Genomic DNA, 23,881 nt, shown 5'->3' with positions numbered 1-23,881 from the left:
ATGACAGGCTATTGAGGGTCGGCAGGCGCGTGCGGCCCGTCAGGCATCTGGTCAATAAATATGTTGATAGCGCTAAACAAGGCCTCGCGGATCGGCGCTGCTTCGTTAACTAAATGGTGGCGTGCTTCCGGATGGTAGTGAATCTCGGCGGCGGTAAATTTTTGTGCTAAAACGGTCAGGTTCCACTGCCAATCAACCGTTAAATCCTGCTCACCCTGCAAAATCAATGTTGGCACGTCGACAGGCTCAAGCGCGAGCAGGCGTGGCATCCAGCGCCGCATGGCACTTACCCACGCCACACTTAAGCGCTCGGGCTGCAGTGGGTCGTGATCACGCAGAAATTCGGTAAACGCTTCGTCGGTTGAGTTGGGCCGAAATTTACGCGGAATATCCTTCAAGAACGGGCTAGCGATAAGGTGCATCCAACTCGCCTGAGTCCACCGCCAAGGGCGTACCAACGGCGCGAGCAGCACCAGGCCATCCCAACCGGCCTCTTCGCGCCGGGTGAGTGCGTCGGTTGCAAGAATCGCCCCCCCGGTACTCTGCCCAACACCCAACCACGGCCTGGGAGCTATGCCTAGCGTGATCAGGGTGTTTTGCATGTAGGTGAGGCAGTGCTGATAGTCGTCAAAATCTTCAATCTCTGCGCGCGGGCCACTCGAAAGCCCATGACCCGGCAGGTCCCATAGCACTACCCGCCAGCCCTTGGCCAACAGGTGCGTTAACAGGTGACGATAAAGGCCTAAATGGTCAAAGTAGCCGTGCACCACAAAGGCTGTTCCTGATGGATTGGGTGGGCTCCACACCTGGCACCACAAGGCAAAGCGGCCAGTATCGATAAAACCTGCATGTACCTCATCGGTGCTTTCAAAGAGTGCTTCCAGACCATAATGCAGAAAATAGCCCTTCACGACGTCCCACAGCGCTTCACCCGGCACTAATCGGGAAAAGGCTGATTCGCCTGCCGTTTGCCGAAACAAACCTTCCAGCTGTTGGAAATCCTGCATCCAAACCTCTCTATGAGCGCCCTGCTTTCTTATCATTTGGTCGAGCATTGTGCCGCTTTAACGTCTACGCTGTTTACATGCCCACACAGTTATGGAAGTATTTTCCATAAATGTGTTTTGCTCTTATTTTACACTGGCCGTGGCCATCCATCACCCACGGGCACCTTCACAGGAGAAACCCCATGAGCGAGCGTATCACGCGCCACCGTTTGCAGGTGGCCGCCGAGCTGGACCGCTTTATTAACGAGCAGGCACTACCTGGCACGGGTGTTGATGAAAGCGCCTTCTGGGCCGGTGTCGATGCCCTGTTCCATGATCTGACCCCAAAAAATAAACAATTGCTAGCAGAGCGTGATGCGCTGCAAGAAAAAATTGATGCATGGCATCGTGAGAACCCCGGCCCCGTTAGCGACATGCCAGCCTACCGGGCCTTTTTGAAAGAGATCGGCTACCTGGCCGACCTTCCTTCCAACGTAAAGGCGACCACCGCCAATGTCGACCGCGAAGTTGCCATACAGGCAGGTCCACAGCTGGTGGTGCCGGTAAGTAACGCCCGCTACGCCCTGAATGCGGCGAATGCGCGCTGGGGCAGTCTTTATGACGCGCTCTATGGCACCGACGCTATTTCCGAGGAAGACGGCGCGGAAAAAGGCACAAGCTTTAACCCCAAACGCGGCGCTAAAGTCATTGCCTATGCGCGAGGCGTTCTGGACCGTGCCGCGCCGCTGGCCACCGGCTCTCACCGCGACGCGGTTAACTACACAATTCGTGACGGCCATTTGGTCGTTACGCTGGAAGGCGGCCGGGAAACTGGGCTAAAAGATTCCGGCAAGCTAATTGGCTTTACCGGTGAAACGTCCGCTCCTGAGACGATTCTGCTAGCCAATAATGGCCTGCACCTGGAAATCCAGATTGATGCCAGTCACGCCATTGGTAAAACCGACCCAGCGGGCGTAAAAGATGTGGTCGTTGAAGCCGCACTCACCACCATTATGGATTGCGAAGACTCCGTGGCCGCCGTGGATGCCGAAGACAAGGTAGGCGTTTATAGCAACTGGCTCGGCCTGATGAAGGGCGATCTGGAAGAGAACATCGACAAGGGCGGTAAAACCTTCACCCGTAAGCTGCACGCTGACCGCACCTGGAACACCACCGAAGGCGGCAAGGTGACCCTTCCCGGCCGTTCGCTGATGTTTGTGCGTAATGTGGGCCATTTGATGACCACACCCGCGATTCTGGATGAGGAGGGCAACGAGCTTCCAGAAGGTATTCTTGATGCGGTGGTGACCTCATTGCTGGCACTGCACGATCTTAAAAAAGATGCCGACCAGCCACGCAACTCGCGTACCGGCTCGGTGTATATCGTCAAGCCGAAGATGCACGGCCCTGCAGAGGCTGCGTTTGCCAACGAGCTGTTTGGCCGCGTAGAAGATATCCTTGGCATGAGCCGCGACACCCTAAAGATGGGCATCATGGACGAAGAGCGCCGCACCACGGTCAACCTCAAGGCGTGTATTGCCGAGGCCTCTTCACGCGTGGCGTTCATCAACACCGGCTTCCTGGACCGCACCGGCGATGAGATGCACACCGCCATGGAAGCAGGCCCCATGGTCCGCAAGGGCGACATGAAGTCCGCCGCATGGATTACCGCCTACGAGAAGAGCAACGTGCAGGTAGGCCTTGCCTGCGGTCTACGCGGTCGCGCCCAGATCGGTAAAGGCATGTGGGCCATGCCCGATTTAATGCACAACATGCTGGAACAGAAAATCGGCCATCCAAAAGCCGGCGCCAACACCGCTTGGGTACCTTCACCCACGGCCGCTACCCTACATGCGTTGCACTATCACCAGGTGAATGTCACCGACGTTCAGCGCGAGTTTGAAGCGCTGGGCGAGCCCGACTTCCTGGATGATTTGCTCAGCGTCCCGGTGGCGGAAAACCCTAGCTGGTCAGATGACGAGATTCAGCAAGAGCTGGATAACAACTGCCAAGGCATTCTGGGTTACGTGGTGCGCTGGGTAGAGCACGGCGTGGGCTGCTCCAAAGTGCCGGATATTCACGATGTAGGCCTGATGGAAGACCGCGCCACGCTGCGTATTTCTAGCCAGCACATCGCCAACTGGCTGCATCACGGCATTGTGGATGCGCCGCGCGTAGAGGAAACCCTCAAACGCATGGCGAAAGTGGTCGATGAGCAAAACGCAGGCGACCCCACTTACACCGCCATGAGCAGTCACTTTGAGGACTCCACCGCGTTCAAGGCCGCCTCTGATCTGATCTTCAAAGGCCGCGTACAGCCGTCGGGCTACACCGAGCCGCTGCTTCACGAGTGGCGCCAGGTGCATAAATCGAAGTAAATTCGTTTTATGGTACAACTAGCCCTAAGGCATATGCCTTGGGGCTTTTTTTATGAAGGACAACAACAATGACCATCATGACTGTCGAACAGATCGAGCACTTTTTAGATGAAGTGTTCCCCCAGCGAATGGGCAGAATTGAGAGCGTGGGCGAGATGTGTGCCACGATGCGCTTAACGGTAGGTTATGAGCATCTACGCCCTGGCCCCCGAGTAAGCGGCCCTACGATGATGGGCTTTGCCGATGTGGCGCTGTACGTGGCGATTCTGGCCCAAATCGGCCCTGAACCCATGGCAGTCACCAGTGATTTCAACTGCCATTTCCTGCGCGCCGCTTCAGGCGAGCATGACATTATCGCTCACGCCAGGCTGATCAAGCTGGGCCGCCGTTTAGCGGTGGGTGAAGTGCAGATATTCTCCGCGGCCGATGAACGTCGCCCAGTTGTGCACGCCACCGCAAGCTATGCCTTGCCCGCTACGTAGCAGCCGACAAACGGGGTAAGCAGTGATCGTAGAGAATGGCTTGCAAAAAAACGCCCCGGGCCCTGGCTATCAAGTAGCCTGGGGCCGGGGCGTTTAGCGGCCAGGTAGCTTAGTAAGCGGCTTCTGGCTCGTAGTACTCTTCTACATTGTCGAGGGTGATCAGGTCAGCGTTAAGGATGAGCCGTGAAGGTACGCCGTGGTACATATCGCCCAGATGCTCGCCTTTCACGCCGTGTACCGCTAGCGCCATGGCAGAGGCAATCATGTTCGGCGGATAGGTAACGGTGCCTTTAACCATCGGGTGCTCGTCACGGATCATTTCAATCACGCGCTGAGAACCGCCACCGCCCACAATCAGTTGGATATCGTCGCGGTTGTTTTCATCAACCGCCTGAAGCGCCGAGATCAATACGTCATCGTCACCCGCCCAAATGGCATCTACTTCCGGGTTACTGCCCAGCAGGTCTTCCGTTACGCTAAGCGCCTGCTGTGGGTTCCAGTTGGTCGTTTGAGAGGCCAGGATATTGATGTTGGGGTAGTTTTCCATCACCCGGTTAAAGGCATCGACACGCTGGCTGTTGATGGGGATGGGCGGGCCTTCCAGCACCAGAATATTGCCCTCGCCGCCCAACTCTTCAGCGATATAACGCGCGGCGTGCTCGCCTAAGCCTGGGTTATCGCCCGCAATAAAGACGTTTTGCGCAGGCGTTTCAAGCTCGCGGTCCACCACAACGGTATAGATGCCTTCATCGTAGGCTTCAGAAATAACCGCCTGAAGCGTTGCCGGGTCGTGGGGAAGAATGACCAGCGCATCCAGGTTGCGGATCATCAAATCTTCCACGTTAGAGACCTGGGCCGTGCCGGAGTTGGCGGAAAGTACCGTAAAACTGACATCCGGATACTCCTCACTTAGGTCGTTGGCGGCTTGCTGTGCCCACCATAAAAGGCCTGCGGTCCAGCCATGGTCAGCGGACGGCACGGTGACGCCAATATGGTAGTCATCGGCCAGCGCCAGGCTGGACGTACTCGCTATGGCCGTTGCCAGCGCGGCAGTCTTGAAAAGGCGTGATAGTGTCATTGTTATTGCTCCCTTTCTAACGTACATCGTGGATGGGCGAGCCAACCCCGCCCAGTGTGATCGTCGGCCCTGTTTGGGCATAGCGACCGAAAAGACCGTTTTTAACGTCCGCTTTTACAAGTCAGGCACGCTTGTACTGCAGCAGTACCGCCAGCAAAATGACGCCGCCCTTGACCAGCCCCTGCAAATAAGGGGAAACGCCGGTCAGGTTAAGCATATTGTTGATAATGCCTAGAATCAGCGCGCCGATGACCGTGCCCCATATCGAGCCGCGCCCACCGGAAAGCGCCGTGCCTCCTATGACAACGGCGGCAATAGCATCCAACTCATAAAAGTAGCCCGCATCACTCGGGCTTACCGAGTTGAGCCGCGAGGTCAGCATGATGGCCGAAAGCCCCACGCAAATGCCCGCAATCACAAAGGTGGAGAGCACAATGCGCTCAACCCGGATGCCCGAATAGCGTGCTACCTGAGGATTAGCGCCCACCGCGCACACATGCCGCCCGTAAGGGGTATGAAACAGCAACACATGAGCGATGATCGCCAAACCAAAGAACACGATCACCGGAACCGGAATGCCCAGCAAAAAGCCGCCGCCCACGCTTGAGAAGTGCGGATTGGGGGTAGAAACCACTGCTGCATCGGTGAAGTAGAGCGCCAGCGAACGAAAAATCGACATACTGGCAAGCGTTACCACAAAGGCCGCTATGCGCCCTCGGGTGACTAACAGGCCGTTGAATAGCCCTAACAACCCGCCCGCAGCGATAGCGGCCAACAGGCCGAGAAGCACCGCCTGAATGGGGTCACTAATGCTATTGACGATATACAGGATAACCACGCCCACCAGCGCCACCATCGACCCCACCGACAGATCGATCCCGCCGGCGATAATCACAAAGGTCATGCCGATAGCGATAATGCCGGTATAGGAGACCTGGCGCATTACGTTGGAAATATTGCGCGTATTAAGAAAATATTCGCTGGCGATGGACGACACCACGAACAGCAAAATCAGCGCCACCAGCGGGGCCAGAATCGTCGCGTTAAGGGGCAGCCTGCGCAGGCCTTGGCGTGCAACGCTCCCCATTGTCTTGGTATTAGGCGGTTGAGCCATCTTGATTCCCCACTTGTTCACGGTTGGCGTGCTGCCGTGCGCCAGCGGCATACAGCATTATTTGTTCTTCATTGATCTCGTCACCGTTAAGCTCAACGGCTATTTGCCCCTCGCGAATCACTAACACCCGATCCGCAATACCAATGACCTCTTCAAGCTCAGAGGAGATCACGACAACAGCTTTATTTTGTTCGGTAAGGTCGCGAATCAACCGGTAAATCTGCTGTTTGGCGCTGATGTCGATGCCGCGGGTGGGCTCATCGAGCATCAGGATATCGGGCTCAATATCAAGCAGCTTCGAGAAGTAAACCTTCTGCTGGTTACCACCGCTCAACAGGCTCACCGGCGCCGCGAGGTTGGATGCCTTGATGGCCAAGCGCTGCTGGTAATGTTCAGCTTGACGCCGTTCAGCGCGATGTTTGATAAACCCGCGCACATAGCGTTTCAGGCTAAGGGCGGTAATGTTCTGCATGACGTTAAACGAGAGAATCAGCCCCTTACCCTGGCGGTCTTCCGACAGATACGCCAAGCCGTGGGCGTGGGCTTCGCTGGGTGACCGAAGATCAACAAGCTCGCCATCGATAAATATCTCGCCCTGCTCTTTACGGTGCAGCCCCATGATGGTTTCAGCAATTTCGGTGCGCCCCGCACCTACTAACCCGGCAAGTCCCAACACTTCGCCACGGCGTACTTCAAGGTTGATGTCCTTGAGCTTGCCTTTAAGGCTTAAACCCTGCACACGCAGCGCGGGCGGCGTATTGTCAGCACGTTGCGCAAGCTTCTCAGGGTAAATTTGTGACAGCTCACGCCCAACCATTTTGCGCGCCATGTCCTCTTCATTAAGCGCCGCGGTCTCGCACAGTTCTACTTGTTGGCCGTCCCGTAAAATCAGCAGCCGGTCACAGAGGTCTTTGACCTCTTTTAGCTTGTGAGAAATAAACAGAATCGTGACGCCCTTGGCGACCAGCGCGCGCACCACGTTAAACAGCACTGCGACTTCGCGGTCGGTCAGCACCGTGGTGGGCTCATCCAGAATCAGCAGTCGCGCGTCGTTAACCAGCACCCTGGCCACTTCTACCATCTGCTTTTGGGCAACGCTTAGCCGCTCGATGGGAAGTTCAGGGTCCAGGTCCACTTCTAGCGAGCTGAGCAGTTGCTGGGTGCGTTTACGCATGCCTGCGTGGTCAAGAAAACCATGACGGCGTACTTCCTGGCCGAGAAAGACATTTTCGTAAACACGCAGCGTGGGGATTAAATTGAATTCTTGGGGGATCATCGCCACGCCGTGAGAACGCGCCGTAATCGGATCCAATGCGCTGAATATCTGGCCATTCAGGTGAATCGCACCCACCGTTGGCGTGTAAATACCGCTGATGATCTTTAACAGAGTGGATTTTCCGGCGCCATTTTCCCCCAGAATACCCAGCACTTCGCCCGGCATAACGGAAAGGGAAATATCATTCAGTACTTGAACGGGGCCGAAGGCTTTACCGATCCCTTCAAGCTTTAAAATAGGCTCACTCATGGGGCGCCCCCAGAAGCGCCTGACGCTTTACTCAGATGCAGCGGCGTCCAGCTACCCTCCGCCTCGTGTGAGGTAATCGCGGCGGCAATAAAGCGCATGCCATCCACACCGTCTTCAATGCCGGGCAACCAGGATGGGTACTCGCCTGATGTGTACCCATCGGCCAGCGCCTGATACAGGTTGGCAAAGGCTTCAATGTAGCCTTCCGGATGCCCGCCCGGCACACGCACGCCTTGAGCGATATTCGCGCTTAGCCAGTCATCGCGCCGCGTTAAGCGCTGGCTTGGCCCATTAAGCGGTTTCAGCCACAGCTCGTTGGGCTGCTCCTGAGCCCATTGCAGGCTGGCTTTCTCACCGATGATGCGAATGGTTAGCGCGTTCTCATAACCAGCGGCCGTCTGGCTTGCCCACAGCATGCCTCGCGCACCGCCATTGAAGCGCAGCAGCGCCTGAACGTTATCGTCCAACGCCCGCCCCGGCACGGCGGTCACCAGCTCAGCGCTGACCTCACTGACGCGCTGGCCGCTTATAAACTGGGCCAACTGAAACGCGTGCACGCCAATATCACCCAAGCAGCCCGCCGCCCCTGCCTGAGCAGGGTCTAGCCGCCAGGCAGCCTGGCGGTTATCAGCTTCCGGGGGTTCGCTTAACCACTCCTGAATATACTCGACCTGTACATGGCGAAGCTGCCCCAGCACGCCTTCGGCAATCAGTTCACGGGCATGCTGAACCAGTGGATAACCCGCATAGTTGTGCATTAATACAAAGTGGCGAGCGCTTTTCTCAGCCGCTTGCGCCAGCTGTTCGGCTTCCTCAACGCTGAACGTCATGGGTTTTTCACACACCACGTGAAAGCCCGCTTCCAGGCTTGCCAGCGCCGCCGGGTAATGCAGGTGGTTAGGCGTCACAATCGCCACGACCTGCGCACCATCTTCACGAGCGGCTTCGCCTGCCAACAGCGCGGCGTAGTCGGTATAGCAACGCTGCTCATCAATACCTAACTCGCTGGCGGTCGCCAGGTTGCGCTCGGCCTGGGATGAAAAAGCCCCGGCTACCAGCTCAAAACGGTCGTCCAGGCGCGCCGCCATACGGTGCACACCGCCGATAAAAGCCCCCTGGCCGCCGCCTATCATGGCGAGGCGAAGTCTGCGCGGCGTGTTATTGATTATTGTCATGAAGTAATCCCTGAGCGTTAATTTAACCGAGGCCCAGCAGCGTGCGGTTGGCCTGGCGATCCGTTCCGGTATCGGCAAAATCATCAAACGCGCGGTCGGTCACCTGAATGATGTGCTCGTTCACGAACGTGACGCCTTCCGCCGCGCCCTGCTCAGGATGTTTGAGCGCGCACTCCCACTCGATGACTGCCCAGCCATCAAAATCGTACTGGGCCAGTTTCGAGAACACCGCTTTGAAATCCACCTGCCCGTCGCCCAAGGAGCGAAAGCGGCCTGCCCGCTCGACCCAAGAAGTGTAGCCGCCGTAAACGCCCTGCTGGGCGGTAGGATGAAACTCGGCATCCTTGACATGAAACATGTGGATATAGGGGTGATAGCGGTCAAGAAAGGCAAGGTGATCAAGCTGCTGGAGCACTAAGTGCGAAGGGTCATACAGCATGCAGCAGCGCGGGTGATGGTCCACTGCGGCTAGAAAACGCTCAAAGGTCGCGCCATCGTGCAGGTCTTCACCGGGATGTATCTCAAAACATAAGTCCACACCCGCCGCATCGAAGGCATCCAGAATAGGGCGCCAGCGTTTGGCAAGCTCGGCAAAACCCTCTTCAACCAGCCCTGCGGGGCGCTGCGGCCACGGGTAAAGAAACGGCCAAAGCAGCGAGCCGGAGAACGTGGCATGGGCCTTCAAACCCAGATTGGCGCTGGCCTGGGCAGCAAGCTTTAGCTGTTCGACAGCCCAGGCTTGGCGCGCGACCGGGTCGCCGTGCAGTTCAGGCGGGGCGAAGCCATCAAACAGGCTGTCATAAACCGGATGCACGGCCACCAATTGGCCCTGCAAATGCGTCGAAAGCTCGCAAATTTCCAAGTCATATTGCGCTAAAGTCGCCTGCACTTCCTGGCAATACACCTGGCTTTCTGCCGCTCTCTCAAGATCAAAAAACCGCTTATCCAGCGTGGGCATTTGAATTGCTTTAAAGCCCAGTTCCGATGCCCAGCGAGCAATATTCTCCAGGCTATCAAAAGGCGGTTGATCACCAATATACTGGGCTAGAAAGAGCGCGGGCCCTTTAAGGGTCTTCATCATCGACCTCATTTGTTTTGTTGTTTTAGCGTCAGCAACCAGCCTGAAAGACGCAATGTAATGGATTACATTTCAGCAGAGCAACGTACATCGGTCAAGCGCGTAAAAAAGGGGAATATAAAATGGATAACGCACTGCTGCAAAAGGGCTTTACATCTTAAACCTCTCGGTAAGCATTTATAATTTAGACTAAAGAATAAATAAAAAAAGGGAATAAATAGTCACATAATTAACGCGCTAATAGTAAAGGTGCGTTTAAATGTTGTGGTTAGCACTGCTAGAATTTGGATGTAAACATTTACATTTTAGCTAGTAGGGCGCCAAAATTGTCTTTAACCGCCCGCTTTCAGGCGCGTTTTTTCAGGATTATCGTTCAATGCTTAACACCCCGGTAACGAGCAAACAGCCGCATAGCGTGCCGACGATTAAAGACGTGGCGAAAGCGGCGGGCTGTTCAACAGCCACCGTATCACGCGCCTTGGCAACGCCTGAAAAAGTCAGCGATGCTACCCGAAAGCGGGTGAACCAGGCAATTGCTCAGGTGGGTTATTCGCCCAACATTGCCGCACGCAACTTGCGCCGAGCGGAGTCCAAAACCATCGTGGCGCTCTTGCCGGATATTTCGAATCCGTTCTTCTCCGAAATTATTAGCGGCATGGAAGATGTTGCCCATCAGGCGGGCTACCAGATACTGATTGGTGACTGCGAACACGACCCGGCGCGCGCAGAGGCCTATTTTCGGCTACTTTCGACCAATCAGGCCGATGGTATCGTGCTGATGACCTCAGAGATCCCCAGAGCGCTGGTCAAGCAGGCGGATGGCCAGGCGAGCTTTCCGCTGGTCATGGCCTGTGAGTTTTTTAGCGATATCGACCTGCCGTTAATTGCCGTCGATAACCATCAGGCCAGCTGCCAGGCGATTGATTATCTGGTGTCGCTCGGCCATCGACGTATTGCCACACTTTCTGGCCCGGCGAACAACCCTATTTGCCAGGAACGAAACCGCGGCTATCGCGATACGCTTGCGGCCCATCAGTTGAGCAATGAAGCGCGTATTGCAGAGGGTAACTTTGGATTTCGCTCGGGGTATCAGCAGGGGCTAGCACTACTGGAGGGGAAAACGCCCCGGCCTACCGCGATTTTTTGTCATAGTGACGAGATGGCGGTTGGCGTGCTGAAAGCCGCCCGCCAGTTGGGCATAAGTGTGCCCGACCAGCTGTCGGTCGTCGGCTTTGATAATATTGGCTTGAGCGAGTACTGCGACCCGGAGCTGACGACCATTAGCCAGCCGCGTAATGACATCGGTCAGCAGGCCATGCAGCTTCTGCTTCACCTGTTACGCGGCGAGCAGGCCATCCGGCATCAGACGCTAAGCAGCCACCTGATCGTGCGTAAAAGCACCGGGCGGCTTAAAGGTCAGCCGTAAAAAGGCCCGGTGTTAGTTGCCTGCAAATACCCAACTCGACGAGCTCGCGGATCTACCGGGGCTTCTTGGTTAAGGACTTCTTAGTACCGCCACCGCCAGCATCAGCCACCCGGCAATCAGTAAAACGCCACCAATAGGCGTCACGATGCCTGCATTCAAACCGGCCATCGCCATGGCATAAAGCGAGCCGGAGAAAGCCACCATGCCCAACCCCCACAGCGCAACTGGCCACTGCCAGCCCTTGAAACCAAGCACGCGCTGACCGACCAGTACCGCCATTATCGCTAGCGTGTGCCAAGCCTGGTAGCGCACGCCGGTTTCGGCCGCGTGCACCAACTCCGCCGAAACGCGCGCAGTCAGACCATGAGCAGCATACGCGCCCACCATGACCGTGATAGCTCCGGAGAGCGCTACCAGGCACCAAATGATTCGTTCGCTACGTTGCATTGCTGCTCCTTTCAAGATGTTAACGCGTCACGATAAGCAAGCATGCGACTCGGCATACCTTGCGCCGCAGGAAACCGCTACAATAGAGGCACTTTTTGGTATTTCGCTAGGGTTAGCCCTAACTCTTATAGACCCTATGCCTCGATAGACGAGACGCCCTTATGCACATTCAACTCAATGGCGAGCCTTACACGCTGGAAGCGGGCCAGACGGCTGCGGATCTAATCGACCAATTGGCGCTTACGGGTCGGCGGGTCGCGGTGGAGATCAACGAAGAGATTGTGCCACGCAGCCAGCTAGCCATCACTCCCTTGGCCGAAGATGACCAGGTCGAAGTGGTGCACGCCATTGGCGGTGGCTAGCCCGCAGCTCGCATGCCTCTTTTACTGGCTACGCCCTATTTCATGCGCTTTATCCAGGATTCGCTATGACACTTCAAAACGATGCGCCGTTTACTATCGCCGGACGTAATTTTAGCTCTCGCCTGCTAGTCGGCACCGGCAAATATAAAGACTTCGACGAGACCGGCGCGGCGATTGCCGAAAGTGGCGCCGAGATTGTCACCTTTGCCGTACGCCGTACCAATCTGGGCCAGGAAGCCGGACCCAACCTGCTCGACGTGATTTCGCCGTCGCGCTATACCCTGCTACCCAACACGGCAGGCTGCTATACCGCCAAAGACGCCGTACGCACCTGTCGCCTGGCCCGCGAACTGCTTGACGGACACAAGCTGGTCAAGCTGGAAGTGCTGGGCGATGAGACCACGCTCTACCCCAACGTCGTCGAAACCCTGAAAGCCGCCGAGACGCTGTTAGCCGATGGCTTTGACGTCATGGTGTACACCAGCGACGACCCCATTGTGGCACGTGAGCTTGAAGCCATGGGTTGCTGCGCCATCATGCCGCTGGGCTCGCTGATTGGTTCAGGCCACGGCATTCAGAATCCGCACAACGTACGCCTGATTGTGGAACAAAGCAGCGTACCGGTGCTGGTGGATGCCGGTATCGGCACGGCATCCGATGCCGCTATGGCCATGGAGTTGGGGTGCGACGGCGTACTGCTGAATACGGCTATTGCCCATGCACGCGAACCGCTGCGCATGGCGCGCGCCATGAAGAGCGCCGTCGAAGCCGGGCGCGATGCGTTCCTGGCCGGGCGCATGCCGCGCCGCCAAACGGCAGACCCTTCATCACCTTTTGCTGGCCGCATTAACGGTTAAGAGATTTTATGACTGATATTAAAAGTACCGATGAGCCCTCAACCGGGCCAGAAAATTCTGAAGCGCCGCTGCATCGTCGTGGTATTAAAAGCTATGTAATCCGTGCCGGGCGCATGACTCAGGCCCAGAACCGGGGCCTTGAAGACGTATGGCCGCGCTTTGGCCTGACGATTGATGACGGCCTGCAGGACCTGTCCGCGCTGTTTGGCCGGGAAGCCCCCCGCGTGGTTGAAATCGGCTTCGGCATGGGTAACTCGCTGATCGAGCAGGCAGAAACCCACCCAGACACCGATTTTATCGGCATTGAAGTGCATTCACCAGGCGTCGGCAAGCTGCTTGATGAAGTGGACAAGCGCGGCCTGACCAATCTGCGCATCTACAAGGAAGACGCCCTAGCCGTGCTGGAGAAGTGCCTGCCAAAAGACTCACTCACCACCGTGCAGCTATTCTTCCCCGACCCTTGGCCGAAGAAAAAGCACCACAAACGGCGCATTGTGCAGCCCGCGTTTGTCGAGCTGATTCGCACCCGCTTAGAACCCGGCGGCACTTTCCATATGGCGACCGACTGGGAAGCCTATGCCGAGTGGATGTCTGAGGTAATGGAAGTTGCCCCCGGCTATGCCAACACGGCCGATACTGACACGGCGCCCTATGTGCCCCGCCCCGCCTTCCGCCCGCTGACCAAGTTCGAAGCCCGTGGCGAGAAGCTCGGCCATGGCGTGTGGGATCTGATTTATCGGCGTGAGGCGTAAGTTACAACCACTTTTAAGAGAAGGCCTTCAGCGTAAAGCTCTCGCTGGCGGTCATTCACAGTGGACTCAATCATTTAAAGGTGCACAAAAAAAGAAAGCCACTCCAAAGGAGTGGCAAAAGACCGTGACTAGCAATGAGAGGGAGAAACCATGACAACAAACTGGCGGCTCGCTGTCGTGGTCTGTAGCGACTCATTAAACGCTACAAGCACAATATAATCATTATCATTTAACCCGTCAATACAAATGCGAATACTTTTTATTTATTTTTACATCTTACCCTGCAAGCTGTAACCAGAGCGGAAGCGTGAGCATGGCGAGTAGCGTTTGACCGGTGATAATGGCTGCCATTAGCTCAGCGTCACCACCTAACTGGCGGGCCAGAATATAGGCCGAGGTTGCCGTGGGAAGTGCTGCAAACAGCAGCGCCACGTCCCGGCTAACGGTATCCAGGCCTAGCGCCCACGCCAGCACCAATACCAGCGCTGGCATTAGTAACAATTTGACGCTGTTGGTCGCTAGTAGGCCACGGTCAATGCGTAACAGCGCGGCCGGGCGTAGTGCCACCCCCACGGCAACCAGCCCTAGTGGTAGCGCGGCACGCCCTAGCAGGCCGACGGTGTCCTCACTCCACCCTGGCAGGCCAATGCCGCTCAGGTTTAATCCTATGCCTGCCAGGCAGGCGAGGATCAGCGGGTTTTTCACCAGCGCCATGACGCTTTTACCCATGCTCGCACTGCCTAATGTGCCGGCAGCCACAAAACTTGCCACACACATGATGTTCACCACGGGCACCATCAGCGCCACGGCAACCGCTGCCGTGGTTGCACCTAACTCGCCATGCAATGCCGCGGCCCCCGCTACACCTACATAGGTGTTAAAGCGCACCGCACCTTGAAACACCGAGGTAAACGCTGCAGGCGTTAGCTGTAGCCAATGGCGAAACCACCAGATCAGCAGCCCAAAAAACGCAATGGCGCCTAATAGCACCAGGGCCAAGCGCCCTACCGGTACCTGGCTGACATCGGCGGTGGCCAGCGTTCCCACCAGCATGGCCGGGAAAAGCACAAAGTAAATTAGCCGCTCCATTTGCGGCCAAAAATCTGCACCGGGCCAGCGCCAGTAGCCCATGCCCGCTCCTAATAGAATGAGTAGGAACAGGGGCCCTAACGCAGCGGTAATACTCTCCATGGGTTTTCCTTAGTGACTGCGACATCACAGCACAACGACATCGACACGTTTACTGTTACCATGAAACGACACCCCGCCTCACGGCCTGCGTAGCGGTATTCTGCCATGAAGATACTACCTAAAACTGCTGGTTTTTCAGGTTTACAGGGACTCAAGGTGCTGATTTTAGTCACCGGTTTAGCACTGGCGATGTCTACATGGTACCTATTTTTTCATCAATATCACGATAACAGCCACGTTACCTGGTTCCCTTCCGCCGCCAGTTGCGATGTCCATGCTCACCCTTGTTCAGTCGCACTGGGCAGTGGGCGCCAGTTGACCTTTCATATTGATGTCAACGGCCCTATAGAAGCGCACGCTGCTTTACCGTTGGAAGTCGATATTCAAGGCATTCCAGCCCATCAGGTCAACGTGGATTTGGTTGACCGCTATCGAGATTCGAGGATTGAGCGCTTTGTGCTGGATGCCATCACGCCAAGCCGTTTTCGTGGTCAAGGCCAAGTGGATAAAGAGGTGCAAACTGCTACGCCTTGGCGGGCACGCGTGATTCTTGAAACACCGGAGGGAGATGTGGGGAGCTGGTTTGACTTTGAAGTGGTAAAGAAGAGCTAGCCAGGCAGAACTAGTCAGACATAACCGGCGCGGCTTCCAAACGGTCAAGCATACGCATGAGCGCGCTCGCCTGGACGCCTTCACGGGTATCGTGCAGCGGATTTTTCTGCCAGAGGCTTTCTGCATACCCCCACCAATCCCAGCACCCTTGCGGGTTCGACAAGCTGCTGTCAGCTTGTGGGTAAAGCACTATCTGCTGGTGGCTGGCGGCCCAATGATTCAAACCGCTATGGCTAACAAAGGTATCACCAATAGCGCTAGCGCTCATTTGGCAGCCGTGCAGCGCAATAGTGACCGGGCATGCTCCCTCTTCACATGCTGCAGAAATAAATACATACCCCGTGTCCGCTAGCCCTTTAACCGCAAACTCCGACTGATCGAAAGCGACCAGCTCTCCCGTTGCGGAAGTAGTTGTGGAAGTAGTTGTGGAAGTAGTTGTGGAAGTAGCTGCGGAAATAGAAGCGTCACGTTCGGGGTATAACCAGGCAAGCATTTCTTGCGCAACATCTTCATCACAGGCCAGCACATGGCTACCACCGCCCTGGCGGCAGTTGCCTAATTCCTGCGGGCCAACGGCTTCCTCTTCGCGTAGCTGGACTGGCCAGCCATGCCCCGCGGCCTGATTACGCACCCGTTGCAGCTGCTCAGGCGATGCCAGCCAGCCCAACCACTGCTTGGCCAATAGCTCAGCCAGCTCGGGCTGTACGACATCATCGGCACCGCCATACCAGATAAAGGCACGGAGCTGAGCCAGGTCTTCACGAGCACCGACCCGGTCATGCCTTTTATAACCCGCCCAACGTGCGTCTAGCCTGTCCAAGGCTGGCTGGCCTGCACGGGTTTGCATGCATTGATTAAGCGCAAGATTTAAGGAGCCCTGCGAACAGCCCCAAGGCCCTGCCGCCAGCACGCCTACACCGCTAAAGCGCTCAGGCCAGGCAACCGCTAGCTGGGTTGCCATATAACCGCCTGATGAAACGCCGACGACGCTTGCCTGCTCTGACATGGCATTCAGCGCGGGCAAACGCTCAGGCGTTTCAGCCATTGCACTGGCTGCCAGCGGGCCGCTTAGCAACAACAACGCACTTAGCGTGTGAGCTACCCGCAGGGCCATAGGCATGGATTATTCAACGCCTAACAGTTCAACCCGGAACGTGAGCATTTCATTGGGGCCAATTGGGCCTTGGCCGTTTTCGCCGTAAGCCAGGTCAGCAGGGATATACAGCATCCAGCTATCGCCAACGCTCATCATCTGCAGGCCTTCCTGCCAGCCTTCAATAACTTGATTGACCTGGAAGCTAACCGACTCGCCGCGCTCAAACGAGCTGTCGAATATCGTGCCATCCAGCAGCATGCCTTCGTAATTCACCTCAACAGTGTCCTCAGGCCCGGGCGTTGCGCCATCGCCCGACTCAAGCACTTCGTACTGCAGGCCAGAATCCGTCACCTCTACGCCCTCACGCTCGGCGTTTTCTGCCAGGAACTCTTCGCCTTCCTCGAGGTTTGCCTGGCCGATCTCAGCGGCTTCCTGTTCACGCGCCTCCAAAGAGCGCTCCTGGAAGGCCATAATGGCCTCAACCATTTGCTCTTCGTCGAGCGCCAACTCATTGTCCTCGAACACATCACGCATGCCGTCGTTAAACGCATCCAGGTCAAGGTCGCCGATATCCGCTTTCATGCTTTCACCCAGCGTAACCCCAAGGCTGTAGGCAAGGCGCTGATCGTCAGTTTCAGGGGCCGCAGCAACAAACGGTGCCACTAAAAGCAGACCTGTCAGAGCCGTTGAGGAGAGCAGTGTTTTCATAAAAAAGTAACCTTATTCGACGGCGCAATACGCCAGATATTAAGTGCTTCAAAGCCTAACACCCGCTTCAGGGTGTATCTACCTGAAACGGGCGCTGTTGTTACGACCGTAGTTAAAACCATAGTTAAGATGTAGCTACGCTTGGTACGACCTCGCTTTTACCAAGAGGTTTAACCTTGTGAAGCACGCTTACGCCAGCCGCAGTGTCTACAACGAAGCTACACCACCAAGGTGGGACAATGCGCCGCACCGGCCACCCGCTGAGATACACTGCCCAGCAGCATGCTCTTTTCGCCGTTAGTGCCTTGAGCACCAATCACGATCAAATCGCACTCTCGCTTCCAGGCGAAGCGTGCAATGGTACGTGAAGGCCGACCACCTTTAACAAAAGCACGCACGCTCGTGCTGTCCGCGCCTTGCTCAATGGCATGGTTTTTCGCGTGTATAGCGATCTCGGTGGCGTACTCTTTTAACGCATCGTCGGGAATATCCAACTGATTGGGGCGTACCATGGAAAGTGACGCCTCAAGCAGGCTGTGGTGCTTGAATACGCACAAGAAATAGAGCTCAGCGCCCGTTAGTAGATGTAGCCCTACTGCTTTATCGAGCGCCTTAATGGCGCCTTTCGAGCCATCCACCGGGACTAAAATGCGGTTAAACATGCAGTTCTCCTTAATGGAAGGCTAGCGGAACGCCAGGTCGCGTAGAAACAGCGCAATCTGCGGGAACATGATGAGAAGCGCGGCCGCCAGGATGAGCATAAAGATAAACGGCGGCGTGCCTTTAATAACTTCCCAGTAAGGCCGCTTAAAGATCGCAATCGCGGTAAAGATGTCGCAGCCAAACGGCGGTGTGGCCGAGCCAATCGCTACCTGCAGGGTAATCAAGATGCCGACCAGTACCGGATCGAGTCCTGTTGCGGCAATGGCAGGGGCAAAGATAGGCGTAAGCACGAGGATAACCACGATAGGGTCAACGAACATGCAAGCGATAAAGAAGGAGATACAAATCGCGATCAAGACGCCGGTCGGCCCGGCATCATTCACGCCTACGGCTTCCAGGATCGTTTGGGGAATTTGAGCGAAGGAAATAATCCAGGAGAAGCTATTACCGACGGCTACCAGGATAAACACCACAGCGGTAATCAAGCCGGTAGATTTAGCAATCGTGTAGATATCGGCCATTTTGAGGGACCGAAACACCACAAATTCCAGCAGCACCGCATACAGCACACACGCTGCGGCAGCCTCCGTAGGGCTAAAAATACCGCCATAAATACCGCCGACAATAATAACCGGGAAACCCAGCGGCCAGAGCGCTTTTTGAACCGCAACGCCACGCTCTCTCCAGTTGGCTTTCGCCTCAGTCGGTACATCCTTAACGATGGCGTAGGTAATACAGTAGGCTGAAAACATCAACAGAATCAGAAGGCCGGGGCCTATACCGGCGATAAACAGCTCACCAATCGATGTGCCTGACACGACCCCGTAGATAATCATGCCAATACTCGGCGGAATCAAAAAAGCGATATCGCTGGCATTAATAATCAGCGCCAGCGTAAAGGAGTCGGAGTAGCCGGCTTTAAGCATTTTGGGCCGCAACGGCGAACCCACCGCAACCACGGTTGCCTGGGTTGAGCCTGAAACAGCGCCAAACAACGTACAAGAGGCCGCGGTACTGACCGCAAGCCCGCCTTTAATATGGCCGATAAACGACATTACCATCGCGATCAAACGGTTAGCCGATTGGCCGCGGGTCATAATATCGGCCGCTAAAATAAACATGGGTACCGCGATCAGTGAGGCTGGCCGTATGCCTGCCATCATTTGCTGAATCAGCGTATCCATCTGGCCGAAGCCGTTAAACATCATGTAAAAACCGATGATCGCCGCTGCAATGAGCGGCACCATCATGGGAAAGCCCAGCAGTAGCAGGGCAATCATGGTGACTATCATTATTGTCGTCATAGCTCTTTCCTCAGGATACGATGCCCTGCGTCAAACTTCAGTTTCGGTATCTTTATAACCATCGACCACACCCGTTGAGAGATACACATCCCGACTCGTGAGGTTTTTAATGGCGGTTAGCAGGTACTGAATACCAGTGATGAAAAAGCCCATCGGCACCCATAGATAAATTATCCAGACCGGCAAACTTAACGAAGGCAGCACGCGTCCTTTGCTATACAAGTCGAGGATATAAACGATCGAGTAGTAAAACAGGAAGAACATAATGAAAGAGGTGACGAGCGAAATGCAGATCATCAACGCTTTACGCCCACCCACCGGTAAAGCGTCGTAAATTGCCGACATGCGTATATGACGCCCATGGCGCGCCGCATAGCCAATACCGGCAAACGTAATCATGATGATCAAAATGCGGTTTAATTCACCGGAGAACATGATGCTATTGCCAAATACAAAGCGGGCAATCACATTGGTGACCGTATTCAGCGCCATTAGCAAAACCCCTAGCGCCAATATCACTGACTCGATTTTGCTAATTGCAGTGTCGATCACTCCCAACACGCCGGGTAAACCAGAATGATAGCTCTTTTCGGATTCTTCATCGGTCATGGCCGGGCTCCTTTTTTAACGGCATGTTTAGCGGCATGACGATGGCTAGCAACGGCCAATAACATGCTAGTCATCAAGGTTATTCCACGTTCAAAGTTGAAGGGTGAGAGAGCAGTACCGACATACGTTTAGCGTAGGGGGTACTCAAGCTTTTCGCCTTTTGTATGGGGCTACTATCCACCACGTTGCTCCCCTTAAAGGTATCGATAAACAATAGAAAAGGGGCAGCCGTGGCTGCCCCTGATATGAGTCACCCTTTCTGCCTTAAACGGCAACTCAACATTACTGGTTTGTGGCTTCCAGGTCGGCTTTGAACTGCTCCAGCAGCTCAGCGCCACCCTCACCCGTCATTTCGAGGAAGGCTGCTTCCACTTGTGGCGCCCGTTCACGGAACATCTGAATCTGCTCTTCGTTCAGACGCGTAACGGTCACATCGCTAGAAGCCGCCTGGATTTTCTCCAGCGCTTCGTCGGCCAAGCCCTGGATGTGCTCCATGGTTTGGTCATAAGCAGCTTCAGAGGCATCTTGAACCAGCTGCTGGTCTTCTTCAGAAAGATCTGAATAGAAGTCCTGGTTCGCCATCATGGCGGTGGTGAACCAGCCATGGCCGGTAAACGTCAGGTGCGGAGAGACTTCATAGAGACCGCCCGACTCGATCCAGAAGATCGGGTTTTCCTGGCCGTCCAAAATCCCGGTTTGCAGACCACCGTATACTTCACCCCACGGCAGTGGCGTGGGTGTTGCACCAAACGCGCTGTAGGTTTCTGACAACAGCGGGTTGGTCATGGTACGGATTTTCTTGTTCTGCAGATCCTCGGGCGAGCTGACCGGCTCATCGGTGGTAATCACCATTTCGCCTTCTGGGTACATCTTAAGAAGTTCAAGACCCTGCTCAGCGTAAAGCTCAGGGAACATCTCGTTAATCGCTTCGCTTTCGTCGAAGAACGTTAGCACCGTATCTTGATCGGTAGGCAGAAGGTAAGGAATAAAGAAAATCTGAGCTTCTGGAATCAGCGCGCCGGTAAAGCCCGGTGACTGGTTAACAAACTGGAGAATGCCGTTTTGAGTCTGCTCCATGATGTCGTCAGACTCGCCCAGTTCGCCAAAGCGATAAACCTGAACGGTGTGGTCGGAATTATCTTCGATATACTCTTTGAATGCGTAGGCGAACACATCCTGTACATCACCTTCGTACTCTTCGTGAGCGTAGCGCCAGTTGTCTGCCTGGGCAGCCGCGGTCATGCCCAGCAACAGTGCGCCAACGCTAGCCGTCGTTACTAACTTGCTTGCCTTCATGCGATGTTCCCCTTGCAGTGGTTAGCGCGCCGTACGAGTGCGCAAAAATTCTGCCTTTGTTTTTTTACATTCGCTTTTTAACATTCGCTGACACGCAAAAACGTTATCCATTGCTGTGGGTCAGCGGACGCATAACGAAAGATTATTCAAAAGCAGCTTATTTTCAGGCTAGCGCGGTGACTCGAAGTGGTCAAGCCGGGCTGCCAGGGTTTGCCAAGCGTTAACCACGCTTTCGCGCGCGCTTGGCTTACCCTGGCAACCTTTGTCAAGTTCGGCAAAAAACAGCTTATCTTGCAGCCATTTTTCGCTATCGTTCGAAAACAACGCGCAGTTTGTTAATCGCTGGTCGCTGTCAGAATTTTCGATCGCCCACCTTTGCCAACGTTGAAGGTTTTCACGTTCGGCCTGCAGTTCAGCCTGCTGAATCGTTTTACGCAGAGCGGAAACAGAGGCGCTGTGTCGTGCCTGGGGCTTTAACGTGCGGCGTAAATGACGCAGCACTTCTGTGGTCTCACGCTGCCATAGCTGACGCCGCTCACGCTGTGGCGCCAGCGCTTCTGGGCGTGCTTCAAGCCCATTCACAAACAGCCAGCCGTGAAATAACAGCTCGCACACATCGACGCCTAATGTGTCCTGTAGCGTCAGGCAGGCGTCTTCAACGCCGGGGGCTTTATAAAACGAGAGGGCAAAATCCCATAATGGCATCTGCTCCAGGCGGCGCAATCGGTTAGAATCGAGCATTGGTTTACCCACTTTTCATTGGGAGAGAGCATGATCGCACTGCGCCAAGTCGCCCTGCAACGCGGCACGCAAACGCTACTCGAGAACGCCGACTTGACCCTGCACGACGGTATCAAGGCGGGTATTATCGGGGCAAACGGCGCTGGTAAATCGAGCCTTTTCAAGCTCCTGCTGGGTGAATTAGGCCCCGACCAGGGCGATGTTGAAATGAGCGGTGGGCAACGCATCGCACATATGGCCCAGGAAGTTGAAGCGCTTGATCGGCCAATTATCGAATATGTGCTGGATGGCGATAAGGCCCTGCGCCAAGCTGAAGCCGAACTGCTCGCCGCCCAGGAGGCGGGCGAAGCGCACCGCGAAGCCGAGCTTCACGGGCTGATCGAAACCCTGGATGGCTACCGTGCGGAGTCTCGCGCCGCCCAGTTACTGGTTGGGCTTGGCTTTTTCCAGCCAGATCTTTCCCGTCCGCTTTCCGACTTTTCAGGCGGCTGGCGAATGCGCGTTAACCTGGCGCGTACGCTGTTTATGCCCTCTGACTTATTGCTGCTGGATGAGCCCACCAACCACCTGGACCTTGACGCGCTGCTGTGGCTGGAGCAGTGGCTAAGCCGCTACCCGGGCACCCTGCTGCTGATTTCCCACGACCGTGATTTTCTGGATGCAGTATGTGACCACATAGTGCACATGCACCACCAGACGCTTGAGCTTTATCGGGGCAACTACTCTCTCTTTGAGCGAACGCGAGCCGAGAAGCTAGCCCTGCAACAAGCCGAAGCCGCCAAGCAGCAGGCCCGCCGCGAAGAGATTGAGCGCTTTATTGCACGCTTCAAAGCCAAGGCAACCAAAGCGAAGCAGGCGCAAAGCCGGGTAAAAATGCTGGAGCGTATGGAAGATATTGCCATCGCCCACGTCGACTCTCCGTTTCACTTCACGCTACCGGCCGCCGATAAAACCTCGCACCCGCTGCTGGTACTTGATCAGGCCCAGCTGGGCTATCAGGGTAAAGAGCGTGACACCGTTCAGCTCGACAAGGTCAATATTACCCTGCTGCCGGGCAGCCGTATTGGCCTGCTGGGGCCTAACGGTGCGGGTAAATCAACGCTGATCAAGTCCTTGACCGGCGAGCTTGAGCTGCTAAACGGCAAGCGCGTTCCCGGTGAGCACTTGGCGATTGGCTACTTTGCCCAGCACCAGTTGGAAGGGCTAGATGTCACCTCTACCCCTTTTGTGCATGTCCAGCGCCTTTCACCTAGAGCCAGCGACCAGGAGATTCGCAACTTTCTGGGCGGCTTTGGTTTTAAAGGCGATGACGCCTTTGGCAAAGTGGCTACTTTCTCAGGCGGTGAAAAAGCGCGTTTGGCACTGGCGCTGGTCGCTTGGCAAAAGCCCAATTTACTACTGCTGGATGAGCCGACCAACCACCTGGACCTGGAAATGCGCGAAGCGCTGACCGAAGCGCTAGCGGGCTTTGAGGGCACGGTGATTCTGGTCTCTCACGACCGCCACCTGCTACGCGCTACGGTCGATGAGTTCTGGTGCGTGGCGGACAACCGTGTAGAGCCGTTTGATGGCGACCTTGAGGATTATCGCGCCTGGTTGAAGGCACGCCTTGAGGAGAGTCGCCGCGATTCGCGCAGTGAAAAGGCCGAGCGTCAGAACCAGCAGTCCAGTGGTGATAGCCGCGAGGCGCGCAAGGCAGCCCGTAAGGCCGCTGCCGAGCTGCGTGAAAAATTGCGCCCGCTGAAAAAAGAGCGCGACCAGGCTGAAAAAGCCATGGAAAAAGCCCAGGCCGAGCTGGAAGACGTAGAGTCTGTGCTGGCCGACCCCGAGCTTTATACCAACAGTAGCCGTAAGGCCGAGCTTACCGATGCGCTGGCCCAACAGGCTACCATCAAGGCTCGCCTGGACAGTTCCGAGCAGCAGTGGCTAGCAGCGGAAGAGTCGCTGGAAGCCATGGAAGCCGAACTGTTGGCCAGCGAAAACGCTTAGTACCAGGATGTT

General features: G+C 55.7%; 23 protein-coding genes. 8 read left to right on the top strand and 15 right to left on the bottom strand.

The genetic code is table 11. From position 1 onward, the window contains the following. Positions 1 to 8: 8 nt before the first annotated feature. Entirely contained in the window at positions 9 to 1,007 is a 999-nt protein-coding gene (locus tag ACT3RU_RS01280) for an alpha/beta hydrolase (protein WP_192526902.1), read from the bottom strand. A gap of 182 nt (positions 1,008 to 1,189) precedes the next feature. Between ACT3RU_RS01280 and ACT3RU_RS01275 the strand changes: the two genes are divergently transcribed. After that, positions 1,190 to 3,364, top strand: a complete 2,175-nt coding sequence (locus ACT3RU_RS01275; protein ID WP_192526901.1) for a malate synthase G — start codon at positions 1,190 to 1,192, stop codon at positions 3,362 to 3,364. 68 nt (positions 3,365 to 3,432) lie between these two features. Continuing rightward, the gene (locus tag ACT3RU_RS01270; RefSeq protein ID WP_087110530.1) at positions 3,433 to 3,846 is read left to right on the top strand and encodes a PaaI family thioesterase; all 414 of its coding nucleotides are present in this window, start codon (positions 3,433 to 3,435) and stop codon (positions 3,844 to 3,846) included. Positions 3,847 to 3,955: 109 nt separating this feature from the next. Here the strand turns inward: ACT3RU_RS01270 and ACT3RU_RS01265 are convergent, their stop codons facing one another. The 5 genes from ACT3RU_RS01265 to ACT3RU_RS01245 all read right to left on the bottom strand — a co-directional run bounded on the left by ACT3RU_RS01265 (position 3,956) and on the right by ACT3RU_RS01245 (position 9,816). Then, positions 3,956 to 4,924, bottom strand: a complete 969-nt coding sequence (locus ACT3RU_RS01265) for a substrate-binding domain-containing protein (RefSeq protein ID WP_192526900.1) — start codon at positions 4,922 to 4,924, stop codon at positions 3,956 to 3,958. 121 nt (positions 4,925 to 5,045) lie between these two features. Further along, on the bottom strand, positions 5,046 to 6,038 hold the full coding sequence (locus tag ACT3RU_RS01260; protein ID WP_192526899.1) for an ABC transporter permease: 993 nt from the start codon (positions 6,036 to 6,038) through the stop codon (positions 5,046 to 5,048). After that, the gene (locus ACT3RU_RS01255; RefSeq protein ID WP_192526898.1) at positions 6,022 to 7,563 is read right to left on the bottom strand and encodes a sugar ABC transporter ATP-binding protein; all 1,542 of its coding nucleotides are present in this window, start codon (positions 7,561 to 7,563) and stop codon (positions 6,022 to 6,024) included. The genes ACT3RU_RS01260 and ACT3RU_RS01255 overlap by 17 nt, the downstream gene beginning before the upstream one ends. Further along, entirely contained in the window at positions 7,560 to 8,738 is a 1,179-nt protein-coding gene (locus ACT3RU_RS01250) for a Gfo/Idh/MocA family protein (protein ID WP_192526897.1), read from the bottom strand. Before ACT3RU_RS01250 ends, ACT3RU_RS01255 begins: the two co-directional genes overlap by 4 nt. Positions 8,739 to 8,760: 22 nt before the next feature. Next, positions 8,761 to 9,816 (bottom strand): sugar phosphate isomerase/epimerase family protein, encoded by a 1,056-nt coding sequence (locus tag ACT3RU_RS01245; protein ID WP_192526932.1) that lies wholly within the window; start codon positions 9,814 to 9,816, stop codon positions 8,761 to 8,763. A gap of 376 nt (positions 9,817 to 10,192) precedes the next feature. On the opposite strand from ACT3RU_RS01245, the gene ACT3RU_RS01240 reads away from it, so the two are divergent. Then, positions 10,193 to 11,242 carry a LacI family DNA-binding transcriptional regulator gene (locus tag ACT3RU_RS01240; RefSeq protein ID WP_225733713.1) on the top strand — a complete coding sequence of 350 codons (1,050 nt, stop codon included), beginning with the start codon at positions 10,193 to 10,195 and terminating at the stop codon, positions 11,240 to 11,242. Between the two features lie 69 nt (positions 11,243 to 11,311). Here ACT3RU_RS01240 and ACT3RU_RS01235 read toward each other — a convergent pair whose 3' ends face one another. Further along, positions 11,312 to 11,689 (bottom strand): DUF423 domain-containing protein, encoded by a 378-nt coding sequence (locus tag ACT3RU_RS01235; protein ID WP_192526896.1) that lies wholly within the window; start codon positions 11,687 to 11,689, stop codon positions 11,312 to 11,314. Between the two features lie 161 nt (positions 11,690 to 11,850). Between ACT3RU_RS01235 and thiS the strand changes: the two genes are divergently transcribed. The 3 genes from thiS to trmB all read left to right on the top strand — a co-directional run bounded on the left by thiS (position 11,851) and on the right by trmB (position 13,660). Beyond that, positions 11,851 to 12,051, top strand: a complete 201-nt coding sequence (thiS, locus tag ACT3RU_RS01230; protein ID WP_192526895.1) for a sulfur carrier protein ThiS — start codon at positions 11,851 to 11,853, stop codon at positions 12,049 to 12,051. 65 nt (positions 12,052 to 12,116) lie between these two features. Then, a complete protein-coding gene (locus tag ACT3RU_RS01225) occupies positions 12,117 to 12,908 on the top strand; it encodes a thiazole synthase (protein WP_087110513.1) in 792 nt (263 codons plus the stop codon). Positions 12,909 to 12,916: 8 nt separating this feature from the next. Beyond that, a complete protein-coding gene (trmB, locus tag ACT3RU_RS01220) occupies positions 12,917 to 13,660 on the top strand; it encodes a tRNA (guanosine(46)-N7)-methyltransferase TrmB (protein WP_192526894.1) in 744 nt (247 codons plus the stop codon). Positions 13,661 to 13,936: 276 nt separating this feature from the next. Here trmB and ACT3RU_RS01215 read toward each other — a convergent pair whose 3' ends face one another. Next, positions 13,937 to 14,851 carry an AEC family transporter gene (locus tag ACT3RU_RS01215; protein WP_192526893.1) on the bottom strand — a complete coding sequence of 305 codons (915 nt, stop codon included), beginning with the start codon at positions 14,849 to 14,851 and terminating at the stop codon, positions 13,937 to 13,939. Positions 14,852 to 14,956: 105 nt separating this feature from the next. Here ACT3RU_RS01215 and ACT3RU_RS01210 point away from each other — a divergent pair, with 105 nt between their 5' ends. Further along, on the top strand, positions 14,957 to 15,463 hold the full coding sequence (locus ACT3RU_RS01210; RefSeq protein ID WP_192526892.1) for a hypothetical protein: 507 nt from the start codon (positions 14,957 to 14,959) through the stop codon (positions 15,461 to 15,463). A 10-nt stretch (positions 15,464 to 15,473) separates the two neighbouring features. On the opposite strand, the gene ACT3RU_RS01205 is transcribed toward ACT3RU_RS01210, so the two are convergent. The 7 genes from ACT3RU_RS01205 to ACT3RU_RS01175 all read right to left on the bottom strand — a co-directional run bounded on the left by ACT3RU_RS01205 (position 15,474) and on the right by ACT3RU_RS01175 (position 21,880). Then, a complete protein-coding gene (locus ACT3RU_RS01205; RefSeq protein WP_192526891.1) occupies positions 15,474 to 16,583 on the bottom strand; it encodes an alpha/beta hydrolase family protein in 1,110 nt (369 codons plus the stop codon). Between the two features lie 3 nt (positions 16,584 to 16,586). After that, entirely contained in the window at positions 16,587 to 17,267 is a 681-nt protein-coding gene (locus tag ACT3RU_RS01200) for a BamJ family beta-barrel-assembly machinery protein (RefSeq protein ID WP_192526890.1), read from the bottom strand. 218 nt (positions 17,268 to 17,485) lie between these two features. Then, a complete protein-coding gene (locus tag ACT3RU_RS01195; RefSeq protein WP_172116854.1) occupies positions 17,486 to 17,929 on the bottom strand; it encodes a universal stress protein in 444 nt (147 codons plus the stop codon). Between the two features lie 21 nt (positions 17,930 to 17,950). Beyond that, positions 17,951 to 19,234: a TRAP transporter large permease gene (locus ACT3RU_RS01190; RefSeq protein ID WP_192526889.1), complete on the bottom strand. Its 1,284-nt coding sequence runs from the start codon at positions 19,232 to 19,234 to the stop codon at positions 17,951 to 17,953. 30 nt (positions 19,235 to 19,264) lie between these two features. Continuing rightward, the gene (locus ACT3RU_RS01185; protein WP_192526888.1) at positions 19,265 to 19,843 is read right to left on the bottom strand and encodes a TRAP transporter small permease; all 579 of its coding nucleotides are present in this window, start codon (positions 19,841 to 19,843) and stop codon (positions 19,265 to 19,267) included. Positions 19,844 to 20,125: 282 nt separating this feature from the next. Beyond that, complete coding sequence (locus ACT3RU_RS01180; protein ID WP_192526887.1) at positions 20,126 to 21,139, bottom strand: TRAP transporter substrate-binding protein; 1,014 nt, start codon at positions 21,137 to 21,139, stop codon at positions 20,126 to 20,128. A gap of 168 nt (positions 21,140 to 21,307) precedes the next feature. Continuing rightward, positions 21,308 to 21,880, bottom strand: a complete 573-nt coding sequence (locus ACT3RU_RS01175) for a TIGR02444 family protein (protein ID WP_192526886.1) — start codon at positions 21,878 to 21,880, stop codon at positions 21,308 to 21,310. 30 nt (positions 21,881 to 21,910) lie between these two features. Here ACT3RU_RS01175 and ACT3RU_RS01170 point away from each other — a divergent pair, with 30 nt between their 5' ends. Then, positions 21,911 to 23,869, top strand: coding sequence for an ATP-binding cassette domain-containing protein (locus ACT3RU_RS01170; RefSeq protein ID WP_192526885.1), 1,959 nt, complete (start codon positions 21,911 to 21,913; stop codon positions 23,867 to 23,869). Positions 23,870 to 23,881: the final 12 nt, after the last annotated feature.

This window comes from Halomonas sp. TP35 (assembly GCF_052375975.1).
Lineage (GTDB): Bacteria > Pseudomonadota > Gammaproteobacteria > Pseudomonadales > Halomonadaceae > Vreelandella > Vreelandella citrativorans.
Note: the sequence above shows the minus strand (reverse complement) of the source record. Positions and strands in the feature narration are given on the sequence as shown.